Consider the following 26,280-nt stretch of genomic DNA (forward strand, 5'->3'; position numbering starts at 1 on the left):
AAAAGTCAACGCATTTGCCAGATAAAATTCTACTCATTATTAACAAAGTAATTCACCAAATATTTTTCACCTGTCACATTTATGGATTTTGATATGCTTTCGGTAGAGGCCTGATTTACTCCTGGTTGCCCTCCTCCAACAGAAATAATGAACTCTCCTGGTTCAACCACCCAGTTCATATCATTATCCAGAAGTGCCAATTGTTTTGGAGTTATTTTAAAATTGACAATTTGTTTCTCCCCCGGATTTAAATGAATACGTTTAAATCCCTGCAGTGAATGCAGAGGAACACGAACTGAAGTTTTCACATCTTTAACATAAACCTCCACAACTTCATCACCGGCAACATTACCGCAATTTTGGACTTCAACCTCTAATTCAATACTCTCTCCGCTATTGATGAATTCAGGCATATTAAGGTTGCTGTATTTAAAAGTCGTGTAACTCAACCCGAAGCCAAACGGGAAAAGGGGTTCTCCTTTAAAAAATTTATATGTTCTGTTCTCCATACTATAATCCTCATAAGGAGGAAGTTGGGATGTAGATTTGTAAAATGTAACCGGTAATCTTGCGGCAGGATTGTAGTCTCCGAATAAAGCATCAGCAACAGCAACGCCTCCGGATTGTCCAGGATACCAGGCATCAATAATTGCAGGGACTTTAAGACTTTCTTTATCAAGTGAGATTGCACTTCCCCCCATAAGTACCAGTATTGTAGGCTTTCCCAATTTTAATATTTCCTTCAACAATGTTTGCTGAACATCAGGCAATTCGATCTGTTTTCTGTCTAAAGACTCCTCTTCAATCAGACTGGAAATACCAAGTGATAAAATAACTGCGTCAGACTTTTTTGCAATTGCCAAAGAATTTTTTAAAAGAGATTTATTATCCGCCGAATGAATAAGAACAAAATAAAATCCATCGGAATCACTTACAAAATCAATTCTAATTTTATAAAATTTGTGAGCTTCAAACTTGATAAATTTCCCCCCAGATTTTTCATCCGCAACAAATTTATCATTAATAAATATTTTATAATGAGGTGAAGAATTTGCCTTAATTTTATAATTTGCCGATTCGGGAAAAGAGATTAATCCTTCCCAGCGCACAGAAAAATTATCTATCTGAAGATCCTTAAAGGGTGCTCCAAATTCATCAAAAATCATAATCTTATTTTCAATTCTTGTATGCAGCGGTTTACCAGCAAAATTCCTGTTCGGGAAATATGATGCCAACAATCCGTTTTTTTTATCTGGAGTAAATAAAAATTTTAAAGGTACCGGAGAAAAGAAATTCTCAGACTTAACTAATTCTGCCCCCCTTGAATAAAATACTTCAGCATCGGGCAGTTTTTCCTTGATTCCTTTTAGAACAGAAACCGGATTTGACGGAATGCCATTATAATTTCCGTAAAGAACTCTATTATTATCAGCGTTTGGCCCGATAACTGCAATTTTTTTTATATCTTTTTTAAGTGGTAAAGTTTGGTTTTCATTTTTTAACAGGACAATCGATTCTCTGGCCATTTGCAGTGCAAGTTCTTTATGTTCCGGTGAGTCTATAACTTCAACAGAAATTTTTGTGTATGGTACCATTTCCGGAGGGTCAAACATTCCTAATTTAAAACGGGCAAGCATTAACCTGTACACAGCTTTGTTGATATATGATTCATTTATCAAACCACTTCTTACTGCTTCAGCCAACTTTTCATAGGGGAAACTCATCGCTCTGCCGCAGTTGAGATCAACTCCTGATTTTAGTGCAAGAACTGCAGCTTTTACAATTGAATCAACAAGATGATGGCCATCATAAATATCTGCCACTGATCCGCAGTCAGAAACAACATATCCCTTAAAACCCAGTTTTTTTCTTAAAATATCATTTAATAGATGGCTGCTGCCACAACAGGATTCACCATTTAATCTTGAGTATGCACACATAACCGACTGCACGTTTGCTTCCTGAATACCGGCAATAAAATGGGGCATATAGGATTCCCAAAAATCACGTTCATTAGATAACGTATTAAATTCATGCCGTTTAGCTTCAGGTCCGCTGTGAACAACGAAATGTTTAACAGTAGATACTGTCTTTAAGTATTTCGGATCATTCCCCTGTAATCCTTTAATAAAGGAGACAGCCATTCGTCCGGTCAAATAAGGATCCTCTCCATAGGTTTCCTGCCCTCTCCCCCATCTGGGGTCACGATCAAGATTGATATTAGGTGACCAGAATGTAAGCCCGCAGACATATCCTTCCTCTGCATTCCTGATGCCGTTATGATGCATGGCTCTGGCTTCATCTGAAATTGCAGAAGCAACTTTGAACATCAATTCCGAATCAAATGAAGCTGCCATTCCAATTGCCTGAGGAAAAACCGTTGCGTATCCTTCCATATTAGCAACTCCATGCAGACATTCATTCATCCAATTATATGCAGGAATTCCCAATCTGTCAACTGCCTTTGCATCATGAAGAAGCTGAGATATTTTCTCTTCAAGTGTCATTCTGCTTACCAGGTCTTGAGCCCTTTCTTCAAAAGACAATTCAAGATTTTGGTAAACAGGTACTTTTTCCTGAGCTGTGGAAAACATGGGCATCAGTATTATCAAAGAAATTAGTTTAATTAATATTTTCATATCAATTCATCTCCCAGATTAATGTTTTGTTTTTTGGGAGCTCAATCTTCCACTCCCGGTCTTTGTGTTTCAGTTTAAAAACCGTACCCCGCTGTGCCTTAAATGTCGCCTCAACCGGCTGACACTTATCCCATTTAAAATCAACAGTTACGCCGCAACGGGTCCTTACTCCTTTTATCCCACCTTCCGGCCACTGTTCCGGAAGTGCAGGCAGCAGTTCTATTTCATCAGGTGAAGATTGAATTATCATTTCAGCTACAACTGCAGGAAGGCCACCGGAAATGTCCACATTGAAAATTTCACCGGGATTATGAAAAGAAGTAAAGGAATTTGACCAATACGAGTTGCAGAGCCAGTCTACACATTCGTATGCATGTTCAGTATCTTTAATGTGAGCAGCTGCCAGGCCCAGTTGTACCAGTCCAAAGGCCATCTCCCCACCGTTTCTGTCTCTTCTGTATTTCAGCCTGTTTTCAATTGCCTGCACTGCTGCTTTTTTTAATTCAGGATGCAGTTCAAAATCCGGATCAACTTCGTAAAACAGAGGATACAAATGGGATGCGTGACGGTGCATGTTGTTGTTTTTATATCCCGGATAGAGCCATTCCTTTAAATCACCTGTGTTATCAATTTCATAAGCAGGCAGATTAGTCAATATTTCTTTCCACTCTTTTTTGTATTTTGGCAAAATCCAGCCTTGTTTTACCAGAGTTAATAAATTTCTGAGCAACTGCTTAAGGGAAGAAACGTCCATTGTAGCATTGATCGTTACCGGGCTATTGTATCCCAGTGGAGCATTTTCAGGCGAATAAGAAGGAATGAACATATATTTGCCCTGCTGATCTTTTGTTAGAATTCCCTGATAGAATTTTACAGCTTCAAGCATAAACGGAATTGTTCTTGTTTTAAGAAACGTTGTATCATCTGTATATTGCCAGTACTCGTAAAAAAATTCAGCCGCCCATGCAGCACCTGCAAACCAGTACATGTGAGGATAATCAATCAGGTAATGGTATGTGCTTCCTGATGAACTTGACCTGGAAAGACAGAATATTCCATCAATCCCGTAAACATTTTTTGCATTTGCTTTAAAATCATTAAACATTGAGAACATGTAATTAATGTATGCATCCATTACTTCAATAAAATTAGTGTCAAACCCTGATGCAATTGCTGAAGGAACATTTCCATTGTGTGTAAAGTCTCCTGACCAGGCCGGACGCCATGTTCCGCCCCAGATTCCCTGAAGTGTAGGCGGTAATTCTCCGGTACTGCAAATCAATTCATATCTTGCGGCTTCGCAGAGTTTTTCAACGAGCATTCTACTCAACCTGCCATGGGAGGAAGAGTTGAGCAGTTCTACTGATGTCATGTTATTCTTTTTTCCCGGTCCGAGACTTAATTGAAATCTGTTGAACATTTCACTGTGAATTTTTACATGTTTTTTAAGAAGAGAGTCATAATTCGTAAAATTAAATCTATCTACTCCTGTTTTAGTTTTAACTGGCAGTTTATAAGATAATTTGATTTTTGATATCAGTGTCACTTTTTCTGCATTATGTACATAAATCCACCCATTCTCAGAATTAATACTTCCGTCTTTAACAAATACTTTTGACTCTACACAAAATCCTTTTAATGACCCTTTCCATTTCTTTTTGAAAACTGTAGTGTATTTCAAGAGCCCGTTGTCATCTGCCGTAGAAGAAATACTCTCAACCAACTTTCTCGCATCAAACTCTTCTTCAATGTCATTTTCCCGCTCAGATTCTATGGTTGGCAGTTGTGAAAGCCTGACTTTGATATTTACAGGAATATTATCAGGGCTATAAATTTGTAAAACTATAATACTGTCAGTACGTGAAACAAATATTCTTCTGTGGAACACTCCTTTTTGAGTTTTCCATGCAGTCACAGCTTCGCCAGCCTCATAATTAACTGCTCTTGCATAATTTATCACCGAATCTCTTAACAAAGGTTCTATATCAATTCTGCAGGCAGGAACAAGAGGGTCTGTCCAGATCAGTTTATTTATCCCGGCTTCTCTTCCCGCTTCGACTGCCAGTTCTGAAGCCTTCTCATCTTCTCCTTTCAGTACAAAATTGCGAATTTCAGGTAAATATTTCCCAATATCAGGAGCCTTAGTCGGCGGATATTCCGGCATGAACAATTTTTCGTGGCTCAAAATTATATGTTCTTTTTTCGGATTGCCAGGAACCAGAGCGCCGATTGTTCCGTTTCCCACAATCATTGATTCTTCCCATCTACCGGCTTGTTTGGAACTGACAAAACCATGCTCGGGATAATTAAATTTCAGTCTTTCAGCTAATTCCATCGCCGACCCGGATGATTGGGCAAATTGATTGCCATAAAAGATAAATGACAGTGTAATAAAAATAATTTTTAATTCCATTTTATTCTCCAATTCTTAAAAATTATATGGAATTAATTGACTATGGCTCTGACAGCAATATACGGCTTTCCTGGAAGAGGTATAATGCACTTTCCTCTGAATGTTCCGTCAAGCGGGTGAATAGTCATTCCCCAGGTATCTATTATATCCAATTTATACTCTTTATTATCGGGCAAAAAAATTACTCTTTCCGCAGGTTGTCTTCGCCCGAAATAAAACAAATAATACTTTTCGCCGATTCTGACCGCATTCCCGTCTTCTTCCATACAGGGGAAAGCTTCCAATCCCCCGGGTGGAGCATTTTCAATAATATTCTTCAAAAATGCTATTCTTTCAGGGCTTTTACCATGTAATTTACCGCCCTTGGCCCACCATAAAATATCATTTTTTTCCATGTATGTTTCACCATGAGTCGCATATGCGCCTTTTGTGTAAACATACCAAAATCTTTCAGTCATTTCCTCAGCGGTTAAATCTCCGTAACTGTATAATATATTCCCTTCATATTTCATCTCATCTATTATGATGGGTTTTTTAAACTTTTCAGCCCATCTGTCAATTTTTTGATAAAAGCCTCCCACTCCGCCGGCCTCCCAGGGATCTCCTTGAATGCTCAGATGCGTTACTGCGGGATTGGCATAATTATACCATTTTACACCGTTATGAATTGAGCATAAATGATTGTATGGATCCTCTTCCTTAAGGATTTTAAAGAAACGGTCCCAGTCCTCCGGCTGCTTTTCGCTCATAAAATCCCACTCATTTGCCAGAGACCACCAAATATTTTGGTATGCAGCTAAACGCGCAATTAAATAACGAAGATAAAAATCATCCTGCTCATCGCTCATCCGGTCAAACCCCCAGTGCCCTCCGTCGTATGGGTGAAATAGTATGAGATCACACTGGATTCCCATTTCATTTAACTGACTGATCCTTTTCTCCAGGTGACGAAAAAATTCACAATTAAACAACCAATAATCCCAATCTCTTGGAGGATTTCCCTGGTATGGATAAATCTCCGGCTCCGTTTTATTGAAGTCATACCATTTTGGGAATACACACATTCTAATTTTATTAAAAGGAGCGCTTTTAAGTGTTTTTAAGGTCTGCTCCTGAATGTTCACGGGTTGATGAATCCACGCATAGCATGTAGTACCAAAAGGATAAAACGGAGTTTGGTCATCAAATTTAAAATGATAGGTATTGGCAACCCTCACAATTCCATGGTTTTTACCTGTCGGAGCAGTACATTCAAATGCACCTTTCTGTCCGTCAATATCCCCATTGTTGCTTTTAACCGCGAATGTCCAATGACCCTCGAGATCCGGCAAGAATCTAATTTTGAATTTACCGTTGCCGTCATAAAATCCACTCACTTGTTTTATTTCTTTTTTGTGTCTGAAGGTCGCTCTGATTTTAACATCTTTAAAAGGATTGCCATCTGAGGGGCCCTCGAATGCTGCTTCAAATATTTTATATTTCTCAACAAATTGCTGGGAAAATATTTCCGAACTAAAAAGAACAATGAGTATGGTTGTGACATATAAAATTATTTTCATATGCAGGCCTCTTTTTATTCTAATTTTGACTAAATACTTACTTAGTTTATTTCAATGCTTACTGCCTTTGCTGATTCAAATTCTATCCAGATTACAAGAGTACTGGTGCCGTTGATGTCTCTAAAAATACCCTGTCTGAATTTTTTACCCACTGCTAATTTTTTGCCGTTAATTTTAGCAGAAGCCTTCTTATCATCATTCCAGCCTTTCACAACAAAGGATAAATTTTCTATCGGACTTTGACTGGAAGCATCAACAACAAAAGAAACAGGTTTTGATTCCAGGTTCAGCAGATATGCCCGTTGACCGGGTTCGTACCCTCCTCTGGCTCCTTTTAAATTTTTTAATTTAGCAAAGCTCATCCATGAACGTGCAAGTGGGACCAGATATTGCGGTTTCTGATTCATCATTCCTTCCATCATTATTTTTTCATAATAAGGAGCCGGGCCATCCAGCACTTCTTTATATGTTGAAGGGGAAACATGGCTTAAAGAACTATGGGCGGCTCTGTCGGGATAGCTGGCATATCTTCCGTCTGACGGCATTTGAGATACGGGCCAGTGATTCCATGTGGGAAAAACCGAGTAGGGCGTGATTTCGCCCCCGTAAACATTGGACCACTCAAAATCACCTATTGTAACTGGTTTATATTTTCCTGTGTAATTTACATACTGAATACATTGTTCTTTCGGCTTTTCTATATTATCAGGTGGTCCGTTTATCCAGTCATAAGTTTTTGAATCGCCCTTCAGGTTCAGCATTGTTAAAGCGCTCTTTGTATGAATAATCTGCTCAGGGTGCTGATCCGGACCAAAAATCGCCATTGATTCCTGCCATTCGTGATTACGTTCGCCGTCTGTCCAGAGATGCATTGTTTTTACAGCTATTCCATCAGGGTAAATGTAGTAATACCAGTCAGCCCAGTCGCACCATCCAGTTTCGTCATGATAATTTGCCATTACATGACGCACATCTACTAAAGGATACCGCCAATGTACAACTGTTCTTGCAGGTGTGTTTTCAATTATTCTGGCATGGTTAAAGTAAGATTCTTTATCAGACATCGGTTCCTGACAGCCTTTACCGCCAGTTTTATTCCATGTTTCATTGAACTCGTTGCTGTACCATTGCCCTTTTTCATTGACCATCATGGGAATGAACCCGACTCCCCGCCAAAAGACAAACTTTGTCGGCAACTCATCAAATTCCACAACAACATCGGGATATGCGCCAAATCGCCATAGATTATCCCAAACATCATAATATTTAAGGTGTTGATAATATGCTCCGAACTGATGCCTATTTTCTCCTTTTGGGAGGATTCTTTTATCCATTTCAACTTCAGTCAATTTTACCGGAGTCATATTTCCGGAATCAAACTCTTTTTTAATCTGTTTTCCGGACAAAGCCACATCGTAAATTTTCACTTCATCAAGCAATCCGTCTATAGAGTAAAAATCAGAAAATGTGTTCATTCGTACAGGGTGAGTCGGTCGGCGTTTTTTCCCCTGACCGATGCATATGTCCTTCTTGGATAATTCAATATTTGCTTTACCAATCTGCTTTTCACCAACAAGAGTGCCGTTAACAAACACACTCATCTTTCCGCTTTCTTTTGAATATGTTGCAGCGACAAAATACCATGTGCGCCGTTCAAGATGATAATCAGCAACAAACTCTTCCCACTTACCTGCAACACGAATTTTAAAAGTCGGCTTTCCATCGCCGTCAAGCCCGAAGAAATATCCTCTGTCGTCCTCTGGTTTCATAATAAATCCAAAATCTTTCATTTCATCTTCGTCTATATCTTCACGCCCATCTTCACCTGTTAATATTGCTTTCTGGCCTTTAGCGGATACCAGGACCTCCGGCACATCATCCACCTGTTGAATTATCGGAACGTAATTCCATGGATAAGCTCCTATTACCACCCATGCTGAGAAAGTCACTTCATCGGTTAATTTGGGGGCTTCTTCTGCAGGAAAAGTAATTTTGGAGAAATATCCGTCGAATTGAAGCGCTGTTCCGGAAACACCTTTTCTCCACAAACTTTTATTCCCTTCAATTTCAGATTTTTTTCGGGTTATGCTTTCGGTTGTTTGATTTCCTTTTGCTTCATCGAATTTCCAACAGGCTACAGGTTTAACGAAATCTTTCCCTACAATAGGATTACTACCCACTGGTTGCACTTTTATGGATTTTCCTGGCTTCAAGATTGTAACGTTCCTAATCCCGTTTGGAGTCAAAGTAAATTTTTGTGTTATTTTATTTAACGGATCATTCCACTCATCAATTCGCTTTGTACCTTTCCTGATAGTTCGTATAACACTGCCATCCGGCTTGATTAAAAAATTCTCTTCAACAAATTTGTACGGCGAAACTCCATGCTGGGGATTCGAGCGTGTGAAAACAGGCAAGTATCTCCAATTAATAACCACTTCCTCAGGAGTATTTTTTACAATTTTCACAAAGGAGTAAGCGTTCGTTCTGTCAGGCATTCTTTTAGTACCATCGCCTTTTCTTTTTATTATTTCATCAACATACCACCTACCGTTTTCGGTCTGGAAAAAAGGCAGGTAACTTGATCCGCGCCAAAAGACCAGGGCATTTTTATCTCTGCCCAGGTCAACAACTATATCAGTATAATCCCCGGTTCTGGAATATTTCTCAAATTTTTCTCCAGAATTAATTTTCGTATAAAAAGCACCAAATTCACCCAATTTAACATTAATATTTAAGGATTTTTCCTTCGGACCAGAACATCCGAATAAAAATATAAATAGTGTAATCAACATTCCGATAATCGCCTTTTTCATAATTCACCTCATTTTTTTGTTGTCTGTCTTATTGTTTTTTATTAATTATTTATTTAAATATTTCTATTGTAACAGGTTTTTCAGAATGATATTTTAACCAAACAACAAGTTTTCTACTACCGTCAACATCTCTTACTATTCCCTGCCTGAAGGTTTTTCCTGACAAAATCAATTTGCCATTCAATTTCAGGTCTGCTTTTTCTCCTCCCCATTTCTTAATTTCAAAGCATGGATTGAAAACAGGATTTTCCTCCGATGCATTGATAGAAAAATAGATTTCCGAGCCAGCACTCTCGAATAGAAAAGACCTCTGCTCTTTATTGTAACCAAAACTTTTCCCGCCTTTTACTTTTGAAATAGAAGGTGGAAAATTCCATGATTTCACAAGGGGGATTAATCTCTCCACAGGTTTATCAGTAAATCCGTACATTGCCATATTTCCGTGATCCACAGCATTATCCGCTGCACATAAAGCAGAATGAGTTACGCGGTCCGGAAACAGAGAACTCTTACCCTGACTTGTAATAAATGATACAGGCCAATGATTCCATGTCATAAAATGGCAATACATATGTTTCGGTACACGTCCCCATGGATTAATAAAAGTTCCATGCTGGAATGCTAAAAATACTTTGTATCTGGATTTCAAATTTATCAATTCAATATTTGCATCAGGCAACGGATTTTTCTGTGGAACTCCATTTGTCCAGTCCATTTTGGCTGTTTCACCTTTCATATTCGCCAAATGAACCGCTTCGAGATTCATTACATCATCAGGTGTCATTCCCGGCTGGGCAAGAAATTGAACGTCCTGCCATGAAATTTTTGTTGGGGGTCTTTCAACCCAGCTAAGGGATTTCTGCTCTACTTTTCTTATTCCAATCCCATCGGGAAATATCGTAATATATTCATCAACCCAGACACCCGCCGGCCCGAAATCAGGAGTAAAAGAATACAGCACGTCATTGGAATTGTACCGCCAGTGGACAACAACCCGTGCATTGGTATTTTCGATAAGCCGAACATGCGAATATCTTCCCTGTTTATCGGACATATGTTCGCTGAAACTGATTGCATCAACCAATTCAACACTTTGATCAATCATCCATAAATTTTTATCAGTCACCCAACCAGCACCATAGGAAGTACCCCTCCAGAATACAACACTAGTAGGAAGTTCATCAAACTTAACAATAATATCAGCATAATCGCTTGTGCGCCATGCGTCATCCCACATCTTACTGAATGTTAATTTTGTGTAATACGCTCCAAAATTATCTGCATACCCTGGATGTCCCGGTAAAATACGTTTTTCAAATAAAGTCTGATTACTATTACTATCTAAAACAATTCTATTATATTCGTCTTTTACTTTTTCAGGTGAAAGTGCTTCATTAAAATATTTCACTTCATCAATTAACCCCTGAAAGCCGGTAATGCAGGCATACTGGCCGTAAACATATTTTCCGCCAGGAGTTGCAATCAATTTATCTGAATTAATGCCGATTGAAACAGGAGCATTTGCCCTGACCAATGAAGACCAGCCTTTTACTTCCACTGTACTTTCAGCTTGAATTTCCCCGTTAACAAATAGTATAACTTTTTTTTCCTCATCATTAAAAGTTATTGCTAAATGATACCACTTTGAATTCTCAATTACATCTTTTGAAATCACTTCTCTCTTATCTCCTGCGTCATTAAAAATAAAACCAATATTCCCTCTTGCATTCACTCCCAGGTAATATCCAGCTTTCCCCCAGTTGGCCTGCTGAACTATAGGTACCCATCCAAATGGATGAACTTCCATATTTATCCATGCTTCAATTGTAAATTCCTCCCCAATGTTGGGAGCGTAACTCATTGGGAATTTCACTCCGGAGAAATATCCGTCAAATTGGAGTGACGTACCTGATACTCCCGGTTTCCAGTAAGTTTTATGCCCGAGAACAGGAACTGTAATATTTGACACTGACTCAGTAACTTTATCACCGCCTATTTCTGCTCCTTCATCAAAAGACCAATATGCTGCCACTTTTGCCATATTTCTGTTAACAGGATTCCCTATAACCGACTCTGTCAATATCTTTGCATGTGATTTTTGCGAACCAATTACTTTAATACCTCCATTTTCGAGGCGCAAATTGAATGCATAATCATATTTAAGAAAATTCCAATCATCGATTTTCTTTGTACCAATTTTAATCTCACGGCGAACTCTGCCGTCTGGGTAAAAAGTATAAAATTCATGAACAACATCAGTCATTCCGGTTTTTAAAATATTTGGATAATAGCGCCATTGTACTATAATTTTTTCCGGAGTATTCTTAATAATTCTCACATAAGTATGCCGGTTATACTTATCTGGCTTCAAACCGCTGCCGTCTCCTTTTCTTTTAACAACTTCTTTCACAAACCACTTACCTTTGACGTTTTCGAAATACGGCAGATAGCTACTCTCCCGGCTAAAAACGAATTGCCCCTTTTCTCCAAGGCAAATAACTACATCTGAATATTTTCCACTGATTTTATCCTCGGCTCCGAGACGAGTGTAATAGGAATAAAAATCCTGAGCGTAAGATGGCCGCCAGATTATGGAAAGGATTGATATTAAAAAGATTAATTTTCTCATAACTAATTGCCTAATTTATTTTTCAATTCGTATTTCCTTTTCAAAGTTTCAATTTGATTTATCTATGAATTGTTTTTTGAAAAATTGTGTTGCAAGTTCAATTGCTCTATCATTTCCTTCATAAAACCCGTGGTCTTCATCAGGAATCCACTTAATTTCCGCATATGCACCGCATTCTTTATATTTGTCATAAAAGTCCTGAGAATTTTGCGGATCAACTGTTTTATCTGCCGTACCATGAATTAATAAAATCGGAGCTGAATTAGAGGACACGTGTTCATAGGGAGAAATTAGTTTTATATCATCTATAGAAGCGGCAAGCTCTTTAACAATCCAATCGCTCTTTACCAGATTAAAAACAGGAGTAGCAATACCTACCACTGCCTGAACTGCACTGGAAACACCCTTGTTCCCTCCATTACCTTCCAGTTCAGGTACATCTGCTGTTGTTGCCAGCAGGGCAACCAGATGAGCTCCTGCAGATGCACCTATTGCACCTATTTTATTTGAATCAATATTGAATTTTTTTGCATTAGCTCTTACCCATCTGACTGCGGCTTTGGTGTCATAAACACAATCAATCACTTTAACTGCAGGCAGCATACGATAATCTATAGTTACTGCAGCAAATCCTTTTGATGCCAGGTATTTTGCAAATGGTTCAAACCATACTCTGCGGTTCACTCGCCAGCCTCCGCCATGCACACAAATTATACAAGGTACCGGTTTGTCAATGGGCTGTTCAGGCAGGAACAAATCCAGTTCCAGTTTCTTGTTGGGATATTCAGCAAATACCAGATTACAATGTTCAATTATATTATCAGCGGAATACTCAAATATGGGCTTGTTAGCATACAACTCATAACTTAGAATAGTAAGTACCTTTTGCCACTCTCTCTCACAGCCATCCTTTACAAGATAGTTTTTTTTGCAGAACTTAATAAATGGATCAATAAATTTCTCTGGATCTTCTTTGCATTGATTGATTTGTAAAAAGAATTTTCGGCGCTCTTTTAGATAATTATCATTAACATCAGAAATGCATTTTCTTTCAGTAGAAAAAAAACCAATGTAGGATTCTTCATTTTTAATTCTTTTATAAAATTTCTCATAAGAATCCTTTTTATTGCAAGCCTGGAACAAGAGAGGAATAAAAATAAATAGAAATAATGATTTAGAAATTTTTACTGACATTTGATCGCCTCCATATTGATCCTAATTTATAAATCTTTAATGATTTAATTGTAGTGGAGCCTCCCTTTGAATATACATTGAGCCCTCTTTTATTTCCAACAGGATATGCCCTGATTGGCATGTAAATTCTGCCGTCATTAGCAAATATTTCTATAGAAACACGGTCTATCAAAATACGAAGCCGTATCTTTCCGTTATCAGGATTTAGTTCTGCTTCTGATTCACCACAAGTCAGCAGTCTTTTATCAATGTTATAAACAACCGAAATCCCATTAATTACAAAACCAAATTCACCCCTTTTCGCACAAACAAATTCTGATTTAATATCAAAAATCGCACCTTTGATTCCGGATAGAAAATTTTCTCTTTTTTTCAGTTTAATGTTTGTCCATTCATATTTGTCATTATAAATAGTTTCGATTTCTTTTACTGGATATGCAAATAAACGCAGCCCCTCATCTGTAGTGTGCAGTGTTAATTCTACCGGGAAAAGCATAATCTGATTAAATGGCATACCTGGAGTCGGGATTACCCCCCAGGCAATTTGTATCCTGCGCCCGTCAGTTTCAGGAATATTATTGAATGTCTGTGAAGCATAAAAGCAATCACCGTAACTGTACTTTATTTCTTCTGTTTCAGGCTTGTATTCTTTTCCATTAAATGTGCCTAAATAATAATAACCGCTTCCTCCGTACAAAATCCATTTACAATTTTCTTTGTTGCCGTCAATGGGTAATGAAAATAATTCAGGGCAGTCAACAAGATGTTTGACTCCAAGCTGGCTTTTGTACTTCCAGGATTTCAAATCTCGTGAAGTAAAAAATGCCATTGCCCGTTCATCAAAATGCAGAACCATCACCCATCTATTATCCGGCTCATACCAGAAAACCTTTGGATCACGGTTTATGTATTCCATATTTTTTAAAACCGGATTCCTGTCAAATTTTTTAAATGTTCTGCCTCTGTCAATACTGTATGCAATTGATTGAGTAAACAGTTTCCCTTTTGACCACGGGTTTCTTCCTCCTGCTGAAGTATAAATTGCTACAACAGGTTTCTCTTCTCCTTTTTGAAACCCGGTTGTATTAAAGTGATCAACAACAGCAGACCCGGAATAAATAGTACCCAGAGAATCAGGGTAAACAGCATCCGGAAGTTCAGTCCAATGAACTAAATCATTACTTACAGCGTGCCCCCATGATTTATTGTAATCATTCCTGCTGTGATCCCACCCAAATGGATTATGCTGGTAAAACAGGTGATATTCACCATCATAATAAACAATCCCGTTCGGGTCATTAAGCCACCCACGCTTTGAAGAGAAATGAAACTGAGATCTGAGAGGTTCATTGTACAAATTATCTGAATCAATGATACCATTTTCCACAGTAACTTTATCCAGAACTCTTGGGTTACCAAAATACTGACGTGTACGGATCACCATCTTTTTCCCGAGCCATGGGCTGACATCAGTAAAGACCCAATAATCAATTTTGTCATTGGCAAGTGCTATGTCCATTGACCTGACAGGTTTGCCATCTACAAAAAGTTCAACAAAACATCTTACATTTCCTTCTTTTACAGGGAAATTAAGCACAGGTTTGGAAATACTAATCGAACGTTCAAGTTTAATACCTTCTGATGGAATGTTGCTTTGAACGAAGTGATCGACATTTAAATGTGCCCATTTCCTTTTATCATTATCAACAATTCGTATTCTCGCTGACTTACCCATAAATTCCTCTACGTTCCATGACTCCCAGAACATCGCATGGAATTCATGCGGTACTGACACTCTAACCACTTCTTCGTCCACGATTAATTGAACGGATAAATTACCCCATTGCTGTGATCCAGGAAGGAAAAAAACTTCATCTGAACCAAGCAGAAAATGTATATTTGTCCTTTTGATTTTGAATAAGGGTGATGTAAGAGTACCAACTGCAGTATCAACTTTACCTGCACTTGATGCATACCCTCTGCCCAGAACCCCTGGCACAAGTTCCCACATTTCTTCTTTAACAGGTTGTGTCCCGAAAGCATTTCCTTCAACTTTCCAGTTACCATAAGATGATCCTTCGAAATCCTCAATTACAACAGGATCAGAAATAATTTGTGAATATAAATTTGTAGCAAAAATATCAGCTAACAGAATCCCGAGCAGAAACATTTTTATTGTTTTTATAACCCTGTTATATAAAATATGTTTTGCCATTTTAAAACCCTCTTCGACACTTTATAAATTAGCATTAAAATTAATAAATCCTGTTCTGCTTAGAACCCTTAAGGTCATTAATTTTATTTATATTAAAATGTCTTTTTTCGCTGGAGTGCAGGTTGAAGAGCCTGCACTCCAGTTGTTTAACATAAATTAAATCCTAAAAATATTTCTTAACCAAATTGAATTGAATTATCAAATCTTTGGATGATGATAACGTTCAATCTTAAATACGTAAGCATACTCTCCTTGTTTCTCAGGAGTCTTAATCACCAGTCCCTGAGGTGTCATCACCCAGTCAAGCTCTTTCCCATCTCCCAGCATGGTTATGCGCTTTATCTCTTCCTGATAAAAACCGGGATAAGTGGCAGTGCTCTCTTCAATAAGTTTGAATTCCTTACCGTCGTATTGTCCCATCCATTTAAAACCTCCAACTGCCAGATAGACTTTATCTCCCACTTGGGAATACTTTCCATCTACACCATCACCTGCCTCTCCACCAGCAACTCTGAACTTGCCGTTTTTATAAAACTGGTATTTCATTATCTCAACTTTTTTACCTTCACCCTCCTTTAATTCCCATTTTGTACCGGCGAGAGGAACTGATTCTTCCTCGCGGGCCCACTCAGGCAGATCTTTGTTTTTAACTTGAACCGAGGGATCTCGAAGCGTATGGATAACAGCCTTTTCCCCCGGCCAATCAAGAAATGTAGCATATAGAACATCGCCCTTAACAGTAAAACGAATATCTTCAGGAGTATATACAACATTTGATTCATTAAAACCTGTATCTGTCGTTTTTCCAAGATTGGTCGGTCCTTCCGCTGCTACGAACCAGGGAGTTGTACCATAAATTGCTTCTCCGTTAGTCTTCAGCCATGCCCCCATCTTCAGCAGTACATTTTTTGCACCTTCCGGAATAGCGCCATCAGGCTTGGGACCGACATTGAGAAGCAGATAACCATTCTTACTAACCCTGTCAATCAGATTGTCAATCAGCCTTTCGGGAGTTTTAAAGGTCAGGTCAGTGGCATAACCCCATGCACCACGATCATCTACCGATGTATCAGTGATCCAGTCATTATAAGTAACATCCGGTTCCTGGCCCAATTCCAAATCACGGATACCTGCACCTGGTACTATATCATGCCCTTTATAACTTACAATCACATCCTTACCTTTATCCAGCGCATTATTATAATAGTAAGCAAGAAAATCTTTAATATAACCTTCCGGTATATTATCAAGGGCAAAGTCAAACCAGATAAAATCAGGACTGTAATTGTTAATCACTTCCAGGATCTTGCCGTACCATTCATCAATGAACGCCTGATTACGTTTTGCACCAGGCTTATGAGGCTGGCCATATAACCCGGAATTTTTGGGATCACCTGTATCGTACCGTTTATCCCAGACCGGAAAAAAGTCCCAATTTTCAGCATGGTGGAAGGCCGTGACATATTTCATCCCTCTTTTTTTAATTGCCTTCCCAAGTTCACCTACTATATCACGTTTTGGGCCCATTTTAGCTGCATTCCATTTGGAATATTTAGTATCCCACATTGCAAAACCATCATGATGTTCGGCAACTGGACCAGCAAATTTTGCTCCTGCCTTCTGGAACAATTCTGCCCATTCATCAGCATTAAATTTCTCAGCGGTGAACAGAGGAATCAAATCCTTATAGCCGAATTCAGGAGTAAGTTTACCAAAGGTTTTTTCAAAATGCCTGCGTGCTTCGCCTTGAGGGTCGAAATACATGGCAAATGAATACCAGGTAGTGTTTGTTCCGTGAGCATGAACTGAAAAAATTCCCCAGTGAGTATAAATACCAAACTTGCCGTCCTGCAGCCATTGAGGTGTTTGATGCCTTGTTAATGATTGCCAATTGGGCTGATATTTCTGTCCAAACACACTTACTGAAACAAATATTATAATAATACTAATTAACCAAAATCTTGATTTCACTTTCATTTTGTCCTCCACAATTCTTGAAATTGAATAGTTAAAATTGGTTATACATTTAGTCAAAAATCCTATTAAATAGTTAATAACCTCCTTTCTCTACATCTTATTTTTCTATATTAAAAAACATTTACCAAATTGATTTCATTTTCCAAATGCTAATTGTGTCAATATTTAGTTCATTCTCTCTTGAGAACAGTTCAAAATTTAAATTTTCTTTATCCGGATAGATCACCTTCGTAACACAAAACAATCCATTATTTACATATATCTCAATTACTGTTCTGTCAAAGAAAAATTGCACTGATTGTATCTTTTCATTTATTGAGGAATTTAAATCAACTTTCTCTTCGCCAAAAATGATCATACCAGGTGTTAAAAGTATTTCGAATGGTTTATCCTTCTCATCATTAAACCTTAATCCGATTTGGTCTGTACCTCCGTTTGCTATTCTCAAAATCATTTCAAATTGAGGACTGTTTATTTGAAGTTTTTTGGATGAGTTTTGAATTTTCACGTTTCTCTCTGTTAACTGTTCACCCCTTAATTTTCTTAGCTCAGGAACCGGTTTTTGAATAAGTCTTCCTTTCCCATCTATGGAAAGATCCCGTGGAAGAGAAATGGCACCCTGCCATCCCTGATTTTCTTTAAAACCGGGAATCCATCCAAACAAGATACGCCTTCCATTATTTTTTTGCAATGTGTTAGGGGCGTAAAAATTCCAGCTGGGAGTGTAATCAACAATTCCATGGTAGATCGGGGTGAATTTAACTTTTTCAGGATCAAAATAACCGGTATAGTAGCGGACATTGGAATGGGGAGAATAAACCAGGACATATTTATCTCCTATCTTAAAAAAGTTAGGACACTCCCAGTTTTCCTCTTCACCGCTGAACGGAATTCCCATAAATTTCCATTTTGTCAGTTCCGGATTCAGGGCTTTGTACAGCATAATTGAGCCTTTACCTCCGCGTGGATGACCTCCTGTCACCATGTAAACATGCCCGGCTTCTCTGAGTAAATAGGGATCACGCCAATCCTCGATAAACTGGCTGCCATGGTCATCCATAACAATAATTGGATTTGCAGGGTTTTTCTCCCAATTTTTCAAATCATCATCCAATGGCAGTGCTGCCCAATGCTCGGGTTTTTCATGTCCTATTGATGTATAAAATAAAATGGGTTTCCCGTTTCTCTTGAGAAATCCGCTGCCCGAAAAACAGTGTGCTTCCCCTTTTTCAACCGAAGGCCATAATGCAATGGGCATATGCTCCCAATGAACAAGATCTCTGCTTCTGGCGTGTCCCCAGTGCATCCAGCCCCATCTGTCCCCATATGGATTATGTTGATAAAACATGTGATAATACCCATTGTAAAATAACATACCGTTAGGATCGTTATTCCAATTTGCAGGCGGTTGAAAATGATATGCAGGCCTGTTTGGATCATTTTTAACCCGTTTTGCAGCCAGAGCCATACTTTTCTGCGCACGCTTGAGCAGAAATTCTTTTGTGTAAAACTTGTCAACCGGTTTGAATTGTCCTTCACAAACCAGATCATACAGTCTTAAATTATTTTTATACACTTCCATATGAATGAGCCCTTCAGGAGGGATATTTGTCTTGTTTGAATAGATTTCATTGCCATCAATTGCATAAATAAGCTTCCTATTTTTATATGAGACCGATAATTCAAACGGAACATCCGGTTTGATAAAATCAAAAATTAATCCCAGATTGACACTCTTTCCAATTGACGGCCCCTGAAGAAAAAGACCTTTCTCATCAGATTCATTAATTATAGAAAGAGTGTTATCTCCGATCGTAATCAAGATAGCACCTCTGGAATCATTGATACTCAATCTCATTTTTACAAATATCGCATTCCCGTAAATTGCATCTTCGGCCTTTAAAAATGAGCCCTCATCAGCACGGAGATAGCCATCATCAGTTGTTTCTATTTCACGCAATTCCATGCCTTCTGGAACGCCACCTTTGATAAGAGCAATTTTCTGCATTGCCGGCTTCTGGCATGAGATAACTATAAACATTATTAATAATCCATATAGCGACTTAGTTTTCATAGAGTCTCCCTAATAATTTATTTATTTTTAAACTAAATTCAATATTTTTATTCAATTCCTAATTTCTTCTGAATTTGTTCCAGGGACACTCCTTTGGTTTCCGGCATGATAAAAATGACCCAAACCAGCTGACCGACCATACAGATCGCATAAAATGCAAACGTATTTCCTCCTGATTTGGCTGCTATCATTGGAAAAGTCCATGAGATCAAAGCTGCCATAAACCAGTGTGTAAAACTGCCAAGAGCTTGCCCCCTTGCACGCACACGGTTCGGGAATATTTCACTGATAAAGACCCAGATAACCGCTCCCTGGCCAAAGGCATGAGAAGCAATAAAAACCAGGAGACTGATTAAAACCACCCAACTTCCAGTAACAGTGAAATCTGCCCTATACTTATAGAACGCCCATGCGGTCATGCTAAGGCTTAAAATGTAACCGATGGAACCAATCAGCATCAACTTTCTGCGGCCAAAATAATCAATAACGAACAGAGCCAACATCGTCAGTAGAAGATTCATACCACCAACAGCTACCGTCTGCAAAAGTGCAGATTCAGATCCTGCTCCTGCCATTTTAAATATGTGAGGAGCATAATACATCAAAGCGTTTATCCCTGATAGTTGGTTAAACATGGCAATAGCAACAGCCAGGAAAATTGGTTTACGGTATTTTCGTGTGAAAAATGGCTCCTTAAGACTGTGATGTTCCAGATCAAGGGAGGATTGTATCTCCCGAACTTCCTTTTCTATATTACCAGTACTTGTTCCGCATTGTTCAAGCACTGCTTTGGCCTCTTTAATACGTCCCTTAGCCACAAGCCATCTGGGGCTGTATGGATTTAGAAAAAGCAGAAGAAAAAATACAGCGGCTGGCAGGGATTCCACTCCAAACATCCAACGCCATTCAACAGCTCCCAGATTCATTTCTGTTATCAGATAATTAGAGAAAAAAGCCAGTAATATACCAAATACTATATTAAACTGCGTTACTGCGACAAGACGTCCCCTGACTTTTGCAGGTGAAATCTCAGCAATATACATAGGAGAAACAACAGAAGCTCCTCCCACACCAAGCCCTCCGAGAAAACGGAAGAGGAGAAATGATGTCCAGTTCCAAGCCAGGGCACTTCCCACAGCAGATATAAAATAAAATACTGCCAGCACAAAAAGGATATTCCTTCTTCCAAAACGATCTGCCGGTCTGCCCACAGCAATGGCCCCTATTATTGTTCCCATTAAAGCACTTGCAACAGTAAACCCGAGCCAGAAAGATGAAAGATTAAAAACTTGTCTCAGCCACTGTGTAGTACCGGATATCACAGCAGTATCAAATCCGAAAAGTAGTCCGCCTAATGCAGCAACAAGAGTAGCAGTTATAAGTTTAGGTTTCAATGTGTTTCCTCCGGATTAAAATATCGCACCATACTGTAATTTAATACTCTATATTTTCATATAGATTTCAAATAGTTTCTATTAAATAATATTTGACCTGCAGATATTATTTCATAAACAGACATTTCCTCATTTTAATGCTGTCCTCTGTCTGTAAACAGTACATGTAAACACCGCTTGCTAATTCAGATGCATCAAATATAGCATAATGTACACCGGCGCACTTTACACCATCAACTAACTTCTTTACTTCTTCACCCTTTTGATTATAAATATTCAGCGTGACATGCGTCTGCTTTGGAACTGTAAATTGAATTTTTGTCCTCGGGTTAAAGGGATTTGGATAATTCTGGTCGAGGCCAATTTTCCCGGGAGTTTTTTTACTTTCTTGGAGCTCAGTACTTCCAGACCGCTTAATTGAGACATAATCAACAGCCATCTTGGAATTTTCATCCCCGGAATTTCTGAAAGACACGCCTAATTTTTTTCCTATGGCATCAGGATAATCATCAGCATTAAAAGTAAGAGTAACAGGTGTCCAGATTGTGGGCCAGTTATTCACCCAATATAATCGACGAATACCCATAAAATCCATTTCCTGATCAGATTTTTTTCTAAAATCATATCCCATATAAGTTTTTCCATTCTCTTCCCATAAATGTGGATGTCCTGGCACAAGCTGTTCACCCTCATCACCTACAAGAATGGAATTTCCAAATTCGTTCCTTACTGAATCAAACTCCATCAAATTTAATCCATATTGATCATAGAACGGGCCATCAGGATTATCACCCCTCCCGAAACGTATAGTATAATTCTTACTCAAATTCCCGTATGAACCAAAAAAGTACCAATACCCGTTATGTTCATACAGAGCCGGGCCCTCCATCCACGCAGAGGAATATGCATCTCCGTTCCACCCCAGTCGTGTCTCAGGCCAAGTAGCGACAGCAGTGTAACTCTCTTTAGGCTGGTTATCAAATTCTGAATCATTCGGATGACTGATAAGCATGCCGTCTGCGGGATCTAATTCCGATACATAACAGATTCCACCGCCCCAGGTCATCCATAATCTGCCTGTCGCTTCATCATAGTAACAATGCGGATCTTCCACCCAGGGGAACTCTGTTTTTGAATGTGATAAAACAGTAACAGGGTCAGACCATGTGTAATTATATCCATCACTGCTTAATACTTTTATCATAGTTACTGAAGAATAAAAATCAGCAGAGTTATCCTTGTAGAGAGTTCCATAAATATATTTTTGATCTCCCGCAATTACAGGTCCTACTGCCCATCCCAGGCCCTCAATTGCTTCATAGTTACTGTTTTCGATTACTGTCCATTCATCAAGAATGGGATCTGCTGATATAGGCTGAATCATGTGCACATCAGCAAATTGATGCCGATATCCTTCATCAATCCAGACATTAGCACCATCATCATTAGGAGTTGTTTCAGGAGCTCCTTTTAGCTGACGGACATTAACATCTGTTGAAATCGTTACGATAGTCATATCATCGTAGAAAAATCGTGCTTCTACGGTTGTTTTTGATGCATTTCCTGACTGATTAATACTTCTTGCCCAGAGATTAAGAGTATATATCTCACCTGCCTTTATCGTATAATCTGTTTCCTGAAAAATATTGTCTCCGCTTCCATACTGATATGCATACCACTCTCCTTGTACAGGGCTGAAATATTCGTTCTTCCTTACACCGGAACTGACACTGGCTGAATTACTCCATCCATCTATTTGATCCCAGCTTCTGACAATTACTCCTGTTCCCGGTAATTCAAAACTGGGATTTACCAGTTGAATTTGCTGAGCCAGCAGGTCATTCAGATTTAAGGAGAGAGCAGCCCCAATGAATAAAGCAAATCTTAACATATTAGAGCAAATCATTAATTACCTCAACTCTATTAATTAATAAAAAACTTAATATTTGCTCATTAATCAAGTTTCTTTTTAAACCCATTTATCCCGAGATGAACTTCAAATCTATATCTCAAACGCACTCTCTTTAATATGCCAATCTTCCTCTTCTTCACTACAGTAAGCAAAATCTTCATCGGTAAGTGGAAATTTGACCGTTTTTGTCTGTCCTCTATTCATCCTAATGTACTTGAATTCACTTAATCTCTTTATATATTGAATTAGCGAAGATCAAACTCTTTCATGTAAAACTGGGCAACTTAACTCCTTTTGAATAAGCCTGTACTTATAATTTTGATGGGGTCTGAGCTGATACAGTGATAACAGTACAAAGGAGAGTTAAGTAAATAAAATTTAAACCTACTTTTCATTGTAGAGAGCTTTCAGTTGTGGACAATAATCATAAGAATACCTGTGAGGCCGAGTACCAAAACCATGCTCCGCATCAGATCCTGGAAATGGAGGCATGACATATTCCCAAACGATCTCCCCATCACGCTTCACCTCAAAAATTCTCCCCTTTGTAGATTCGCAGATAAAAGTATTGCCATTAGCCAATCTTTGTTGCGTACCCTGTATCTTACTAAAGAATTCTTTAGTATTCTGATAAAGCCAGACTGGGCTCTTCGTTACAGGATTTATCTCAAGAATGATGGTCATTTCATCACGAAGGGCAGTTCCGTTACACTCGCGAGTTTTGGGACCGGTCCCATTATCAAAAATCAGAATATTCCCCGCCCCCGGCAAACCTTTTTTAATCATATAGGGCTCATGAGGGTGTGCAAGTCCCCCCATGTATTCTCCTTCATAAGACCATACAATTTCTTTAGTCTCCCTGTCGATGATGTAAATTACATCGAGATGTCTTGGACAAATAATGACATTCCCTGGTTTGAATTCGGCATGTCCTGAATCATACCAGTGGTTCTGCGGAAGCACTCGGACAGTATTAGTATGTGTCCAATCCAGCACTTTTCCTTTTTCTTCCCGGATTATAGGAGAAACATTTAGATCCAAATGTTTATGCAGGTGCCATTCCCAAACTGCCTCCCCCTCTTTATTGACTTCTAAAACACAATCCCCTATAATTTTCCGGGTTATTTTATGAGGATCTTTTAAGAGTTTCTTATATTCCATCGGTACTTCATCATGATATAGAAAAATTGTATTGCCGTTTTCCAGCCTTTGCAGGTCATGATGTATCATGCCGATCGTGGGATATGTATCACCGAAATACGGTCCGCCGGGAACTTCACATTCCCATACACGTTTTCCATCCCAGTCATATTCAGTGGTCTTGTATAACTCTCCTGTGACAGGGTCACCAATGATCAGTATGTTCCCGTTTGGCAACAGTGTGGCCCGCTCCGTACCGAAGTTCCACTTGTGTACCACCTTGCCGTTCATGTCGATAATCAGGATCATGCCATCTTCATACGGTACAAGTGTGTAGCCATTCCAGCACTGATCAGGTTTGTAAATACTGATACCCGTCTGAATTCCCTCAGAAAACCGTTTTTCATTTTCCTGTTCGAAGGATAATACCGGCAGCAGAAAAACAAATAAGTGGATTAGAATAATTCGGATAATTGCTTTCATTTTTATTGTTTCCATTTTCATTGTTTAAATTAATGAATATTGTTACTAATTTCCGACTAATTCCAGTTGATTTCCAATCGTTCACTATATCATTTTTAATGTTTTAAATACCATATCAGTATATTCCCAAATACTGGAATAAACTCCCCACAGATTATGATCGAAACTTTATTCTTCATTTTCCTTCCATTCACATTAACCGGATAAATCTTATTCTTCCACAATTTCATAGGTATGTTCAACCGGTTGATTCAACCTGTATATTTCATCCTCAATAGTTTTGGCTTTTTTATGTAAAACCGGAAGTTTAGAATTGAATTGCATGAGAAATAGTTTCAAATCCACTGAACCAAAATACTTGATTAATTCCTTTCTGGTCTCTTCTTTCTCATTCGCATCATCAAAATCATCAGGTGCATTATTAAATTTCCAGATAACTTTCCGCGCCTCCCACAGATCCCGCATTGGTCTGACAGCCTCATCATTCCGTTTTTTATTCAATATTGCAATCTTTAGAGCTTGCTGGTACTGAGGAGTCAAACTATTTTCCTGCAGTCCAACACCTTGAGATAATTGAAGATAAGAATAAGTTCCGACAGTTTTTTTATCAATTTTCAAAATATATTTTCCTGGTTTTAATCCTGTTACCCTGATAATTTCTCTGCTCATCTTATGGCCGGCATCCGTTAATTTATATCCCTGAACCGCCTCCTCAGGCACAACCCAGGGTAATTTTTCAGATGTAAAGCAAAATCGAATTTGATTGTCGCTAAGCTTTTCCAACTTTCCATTTACCGTATCCAGAACCTTCCAATTTTCATTGTACATAGCAAGATGAATTGTCGAAACAATCTGGTCAGCTTCGACATCCCTGAGGAATGCAAGAGCCATAACCATTTGACCGTCAGGGCCAGGGTGTACAGAGTCCTCAATCAATGTGAATTTGGGATTCTCTTTACGATTTTGACGAGTGATCCGGTTTAACGGTTCGTACATATTCACAAATCCCAGGCCGCGTTTATTCGCCGTTTGTAAAACCCAGGCACCAAAGAATGCCATTGTAGCATTGTAATGAATGGTATCTGCTGTTTCTGATTCTATCCAGTTGTTGCCCATTAAAGCAGGACGCAGATCGTACATCGTGGGAGTTATGAGAATGGGAATCGTTCCCAGCGTGTCGAGTTTATCCAGTAGCAGAGACATATCTTTTTTATAGGTATTAAATATTTCATGATTAAAGCTTTGATATTTGCCGTCGTTCATACCTATAAGCACAGATGTATATTTTGGGTGAAACAGAACAACATCTTCATCAAACCGGCGGAGAACATCCGCTGCCAAATCTCCGCTTACACCGGCATTATGAAATACTATCCGTTTGCCTGGATAACGTGTATAGAAATAATCTTCAATATATTGTGTATACAAACATTGATGTGTGATACTGTTTCCTATGAAAACAACAGTATCCCCATCTTCCAGAATCATGCTGGATGATGTCTTTTTAAAATCACCAGCGAAAATTGAAAACGACAATAACAAACTCAACAAAATTAATATTATACGCGTTTTCATATTCAATCCTATATTTAGCTTGAATTCAATGCACCTCTATTTTACTGAAAATCGGTAAATTGTTTTCTGTGTGTAAGTTTCACCGGGCCTAAGAATAACAGAAGGGAAATCCGCATGATTTGGAGAATCAGGGAAATGATCTGCTTCAAGAACTACTGCTGAGCGATATGAGTAAATCTTTCCTTTTTTACCCTTAATTGTTCCGTCAAGGAAATTACCGGAATAAAACTGCATACCCGGTTCTGTTGTAAGTACTTCCA

The 26,280-nt window shown here is 38.6% G+C and carries 15 protein-coding genes; all 15 read right to left on the reverse strand.

Annotated elements, in window-relative coordinates:
• Nucleotides 1–29: 29 nt before the first annotated feature.
• Nucleotides 30–2,639 carry a glycoside hydrolase family 3 C-terminal domain-containing protein gene (locus tag J7K93_13845; GenBank protein MCD6118084.1) on the reverse strand — a complete coding sequence of 870 codons (2,610 nt, stop codon included), beginning with the start codon at nt 2,637–2,639 and terminating at the stop codon, nt 30–32.
• A 1-nt stretch (nt 2,640) separates the two neighbouring features.
• Entirely contained in the window at nt 2,641–5,052 is a 2,412-nt protein-coding gene (locus J7K93_13850; GenBank protein MCD6118085.1) for a glycoside hydrolase N-terminal domain-containing protein, read from the reverse strand.
• 32 nt (nt 5,053–5,084) lie between these two features.
• A complete protein-coding gene (locus J7K93_13855) occupies nt 5,085–6,611 on the reverse strand; it encodes a DUF5060 domain-containing protein (GenBank protein MCD6118086.1) in 1,527 nt (508 codons plus the stop codon).
• Between the two features lie 41 nt (nt 6,612–6,652).
• Nucleotides 6,653–9,427, reverse strand: coding sequence for a LamG domain-containing protein (locus J7K93_13860; GenBank protein ID MCD6118087.1), 2,775 nt, complete (start codon nt 9,425–9,427; stop codon nt 6,653–6,655).
• A 49-nt stretch (nt 9,428–9,476) separates the two neighbouring features.
• A complete protein-coding gene (locus tag J7K93_13865) occupies nt 9,477–12,056 on the reverse strand; it encodes a LamG domain-containing protein (protein ID MCD6118088.1) in 2,580 nt (859 codons plus the stop codon).
• A 48-nt stretch (nt 12,057–12,104) separates the two neighbouring features.
• Nucleotides 12,105–13,250 (reverse strand): alpha/beta hydrolase, encoded by a 1,146-nt coding sequence (locus tag J7K93_13870; protein MCD6118089.1) that lies wholly within the window; start codon nt 13,248–13,250, stop codon nt 12,105–12,107.
• Nucleotides 13,231–15,465 carry a GH32 C-terminal domain-containing protein gene (locus J7K93_13875; GenBank protein ID MCD6118090.1) on the reverse strand — a complete coding sequence of 745 codons (2,235 nt, stop codon included), beginning with the start codon at nt 15,463–15,465 and terminating at the stop codon, nt 13,231–13,233. Before J7K93_13875 ends, J7K93_13870 begins: the two co-directional genes overlap by 20 nt.
• Nucleotides 15,466–15,663: 198 nt before the next feature.
• Nucleotides 15,664–17,442, reverse strand: coding sequence for an alpha-L-fucosidase (locus tag J7K93_13880; GenBank protein ID MCD6118091.1), 1,779 nt, complete (start codon nt 17,440–17,442; stop codon nt 15,664–15,666).
• A 121-nt stretch (nt 17,443–17,563) separates the two neighbouring features.
• A complete protein-coding gene (locus J7K93_13885; GenBank protein MCD6118092.1) occupies nt 17,564–19,516 on the reverse strand; it encodes a glycoside hydrolase family 32 protein in 1,953 nt (650 codons plus the stop codon).
• A gap of 47 nt (nt 19,517–19,563) precedes the next feature.
• Nucleotides 19,564–20,910, reverse strand: a complete 1,347-nt coding sequence (locus J7K93_13890) for a sugar porter family MFS transporter (GenBank protein MCD6118093.1) — start codon at nt 20,908–20,910, stop codon at nt 19,564–19,566.
• Between the two features lie 106 nt (nt 20,911–21,016).
• Nucleotides 21,017–22,816, reverse strand: a complete 1,800-nt coding sequence (locus tag J7K93_13895; GenBank protein MCD6118094.1) for a family 43 glycosylhydrolase — start codon at nt 22,814–22,816, stop codon at nt 21,017–21,019.
• Nucleotides 22,817–22,912: 96 nt separating this feature from the next.
• Nucleotides 22,913–23,026 (reverse strand): fibronectin type III-like domain-contianing protein, encoded by a 114-nt coding sequence (locus tag J7K93_13900; GenBank protein MCD6118095.1) that lies wholly within the window; start codon nt 23,024–23,026, stop codon nt 22,913–22,915.
• Between the two features lie 180 nt (nt 23,027–23,206).
• Nucleotides 23,207–24,445 carry an aryl-sulfate sulfotransferase gene (locus J7K93_13905; GenBank protein ID MCD6118096.1) on the reverse strand — a complete coding sequence of 413 codons (1,239 nt, stop codon included), beginning with the start codon at nt 24,443–24,445 and terminating at the stop codon, nt 23,207–23,209.
• A gap of 210 nt (nt 24,446–24,655) precedes the next feature.
• A complete protein-coding gene (locus tag J7K93_13910; GenBank protein MCD6118097.1) occupies nt 24,656–26,020 on the reverse strand; it encodes an SGNH/GDSL hydrolase family protein in 1,365 nt (454 codons plus the stop codon).
• A 36-nt stretch (nt 26,021–26,056) separates the two neighbouring features.
• The coding region (locus tag J7K93_13915; protein ID MCD6118098.1) for a galactose-1-epimerase at nt 26,057–26,280 on the reverse strand (224 nt) is incomplete at its 5' end.

This window comes from bacterium, assembly GCA_021158245.1.
In the GTDB taxonomy this organism is placed as follows: Bacteria; Zhuqueibacterota; QNDG01; order QNDG01; family QNDG01; genus QNDG01.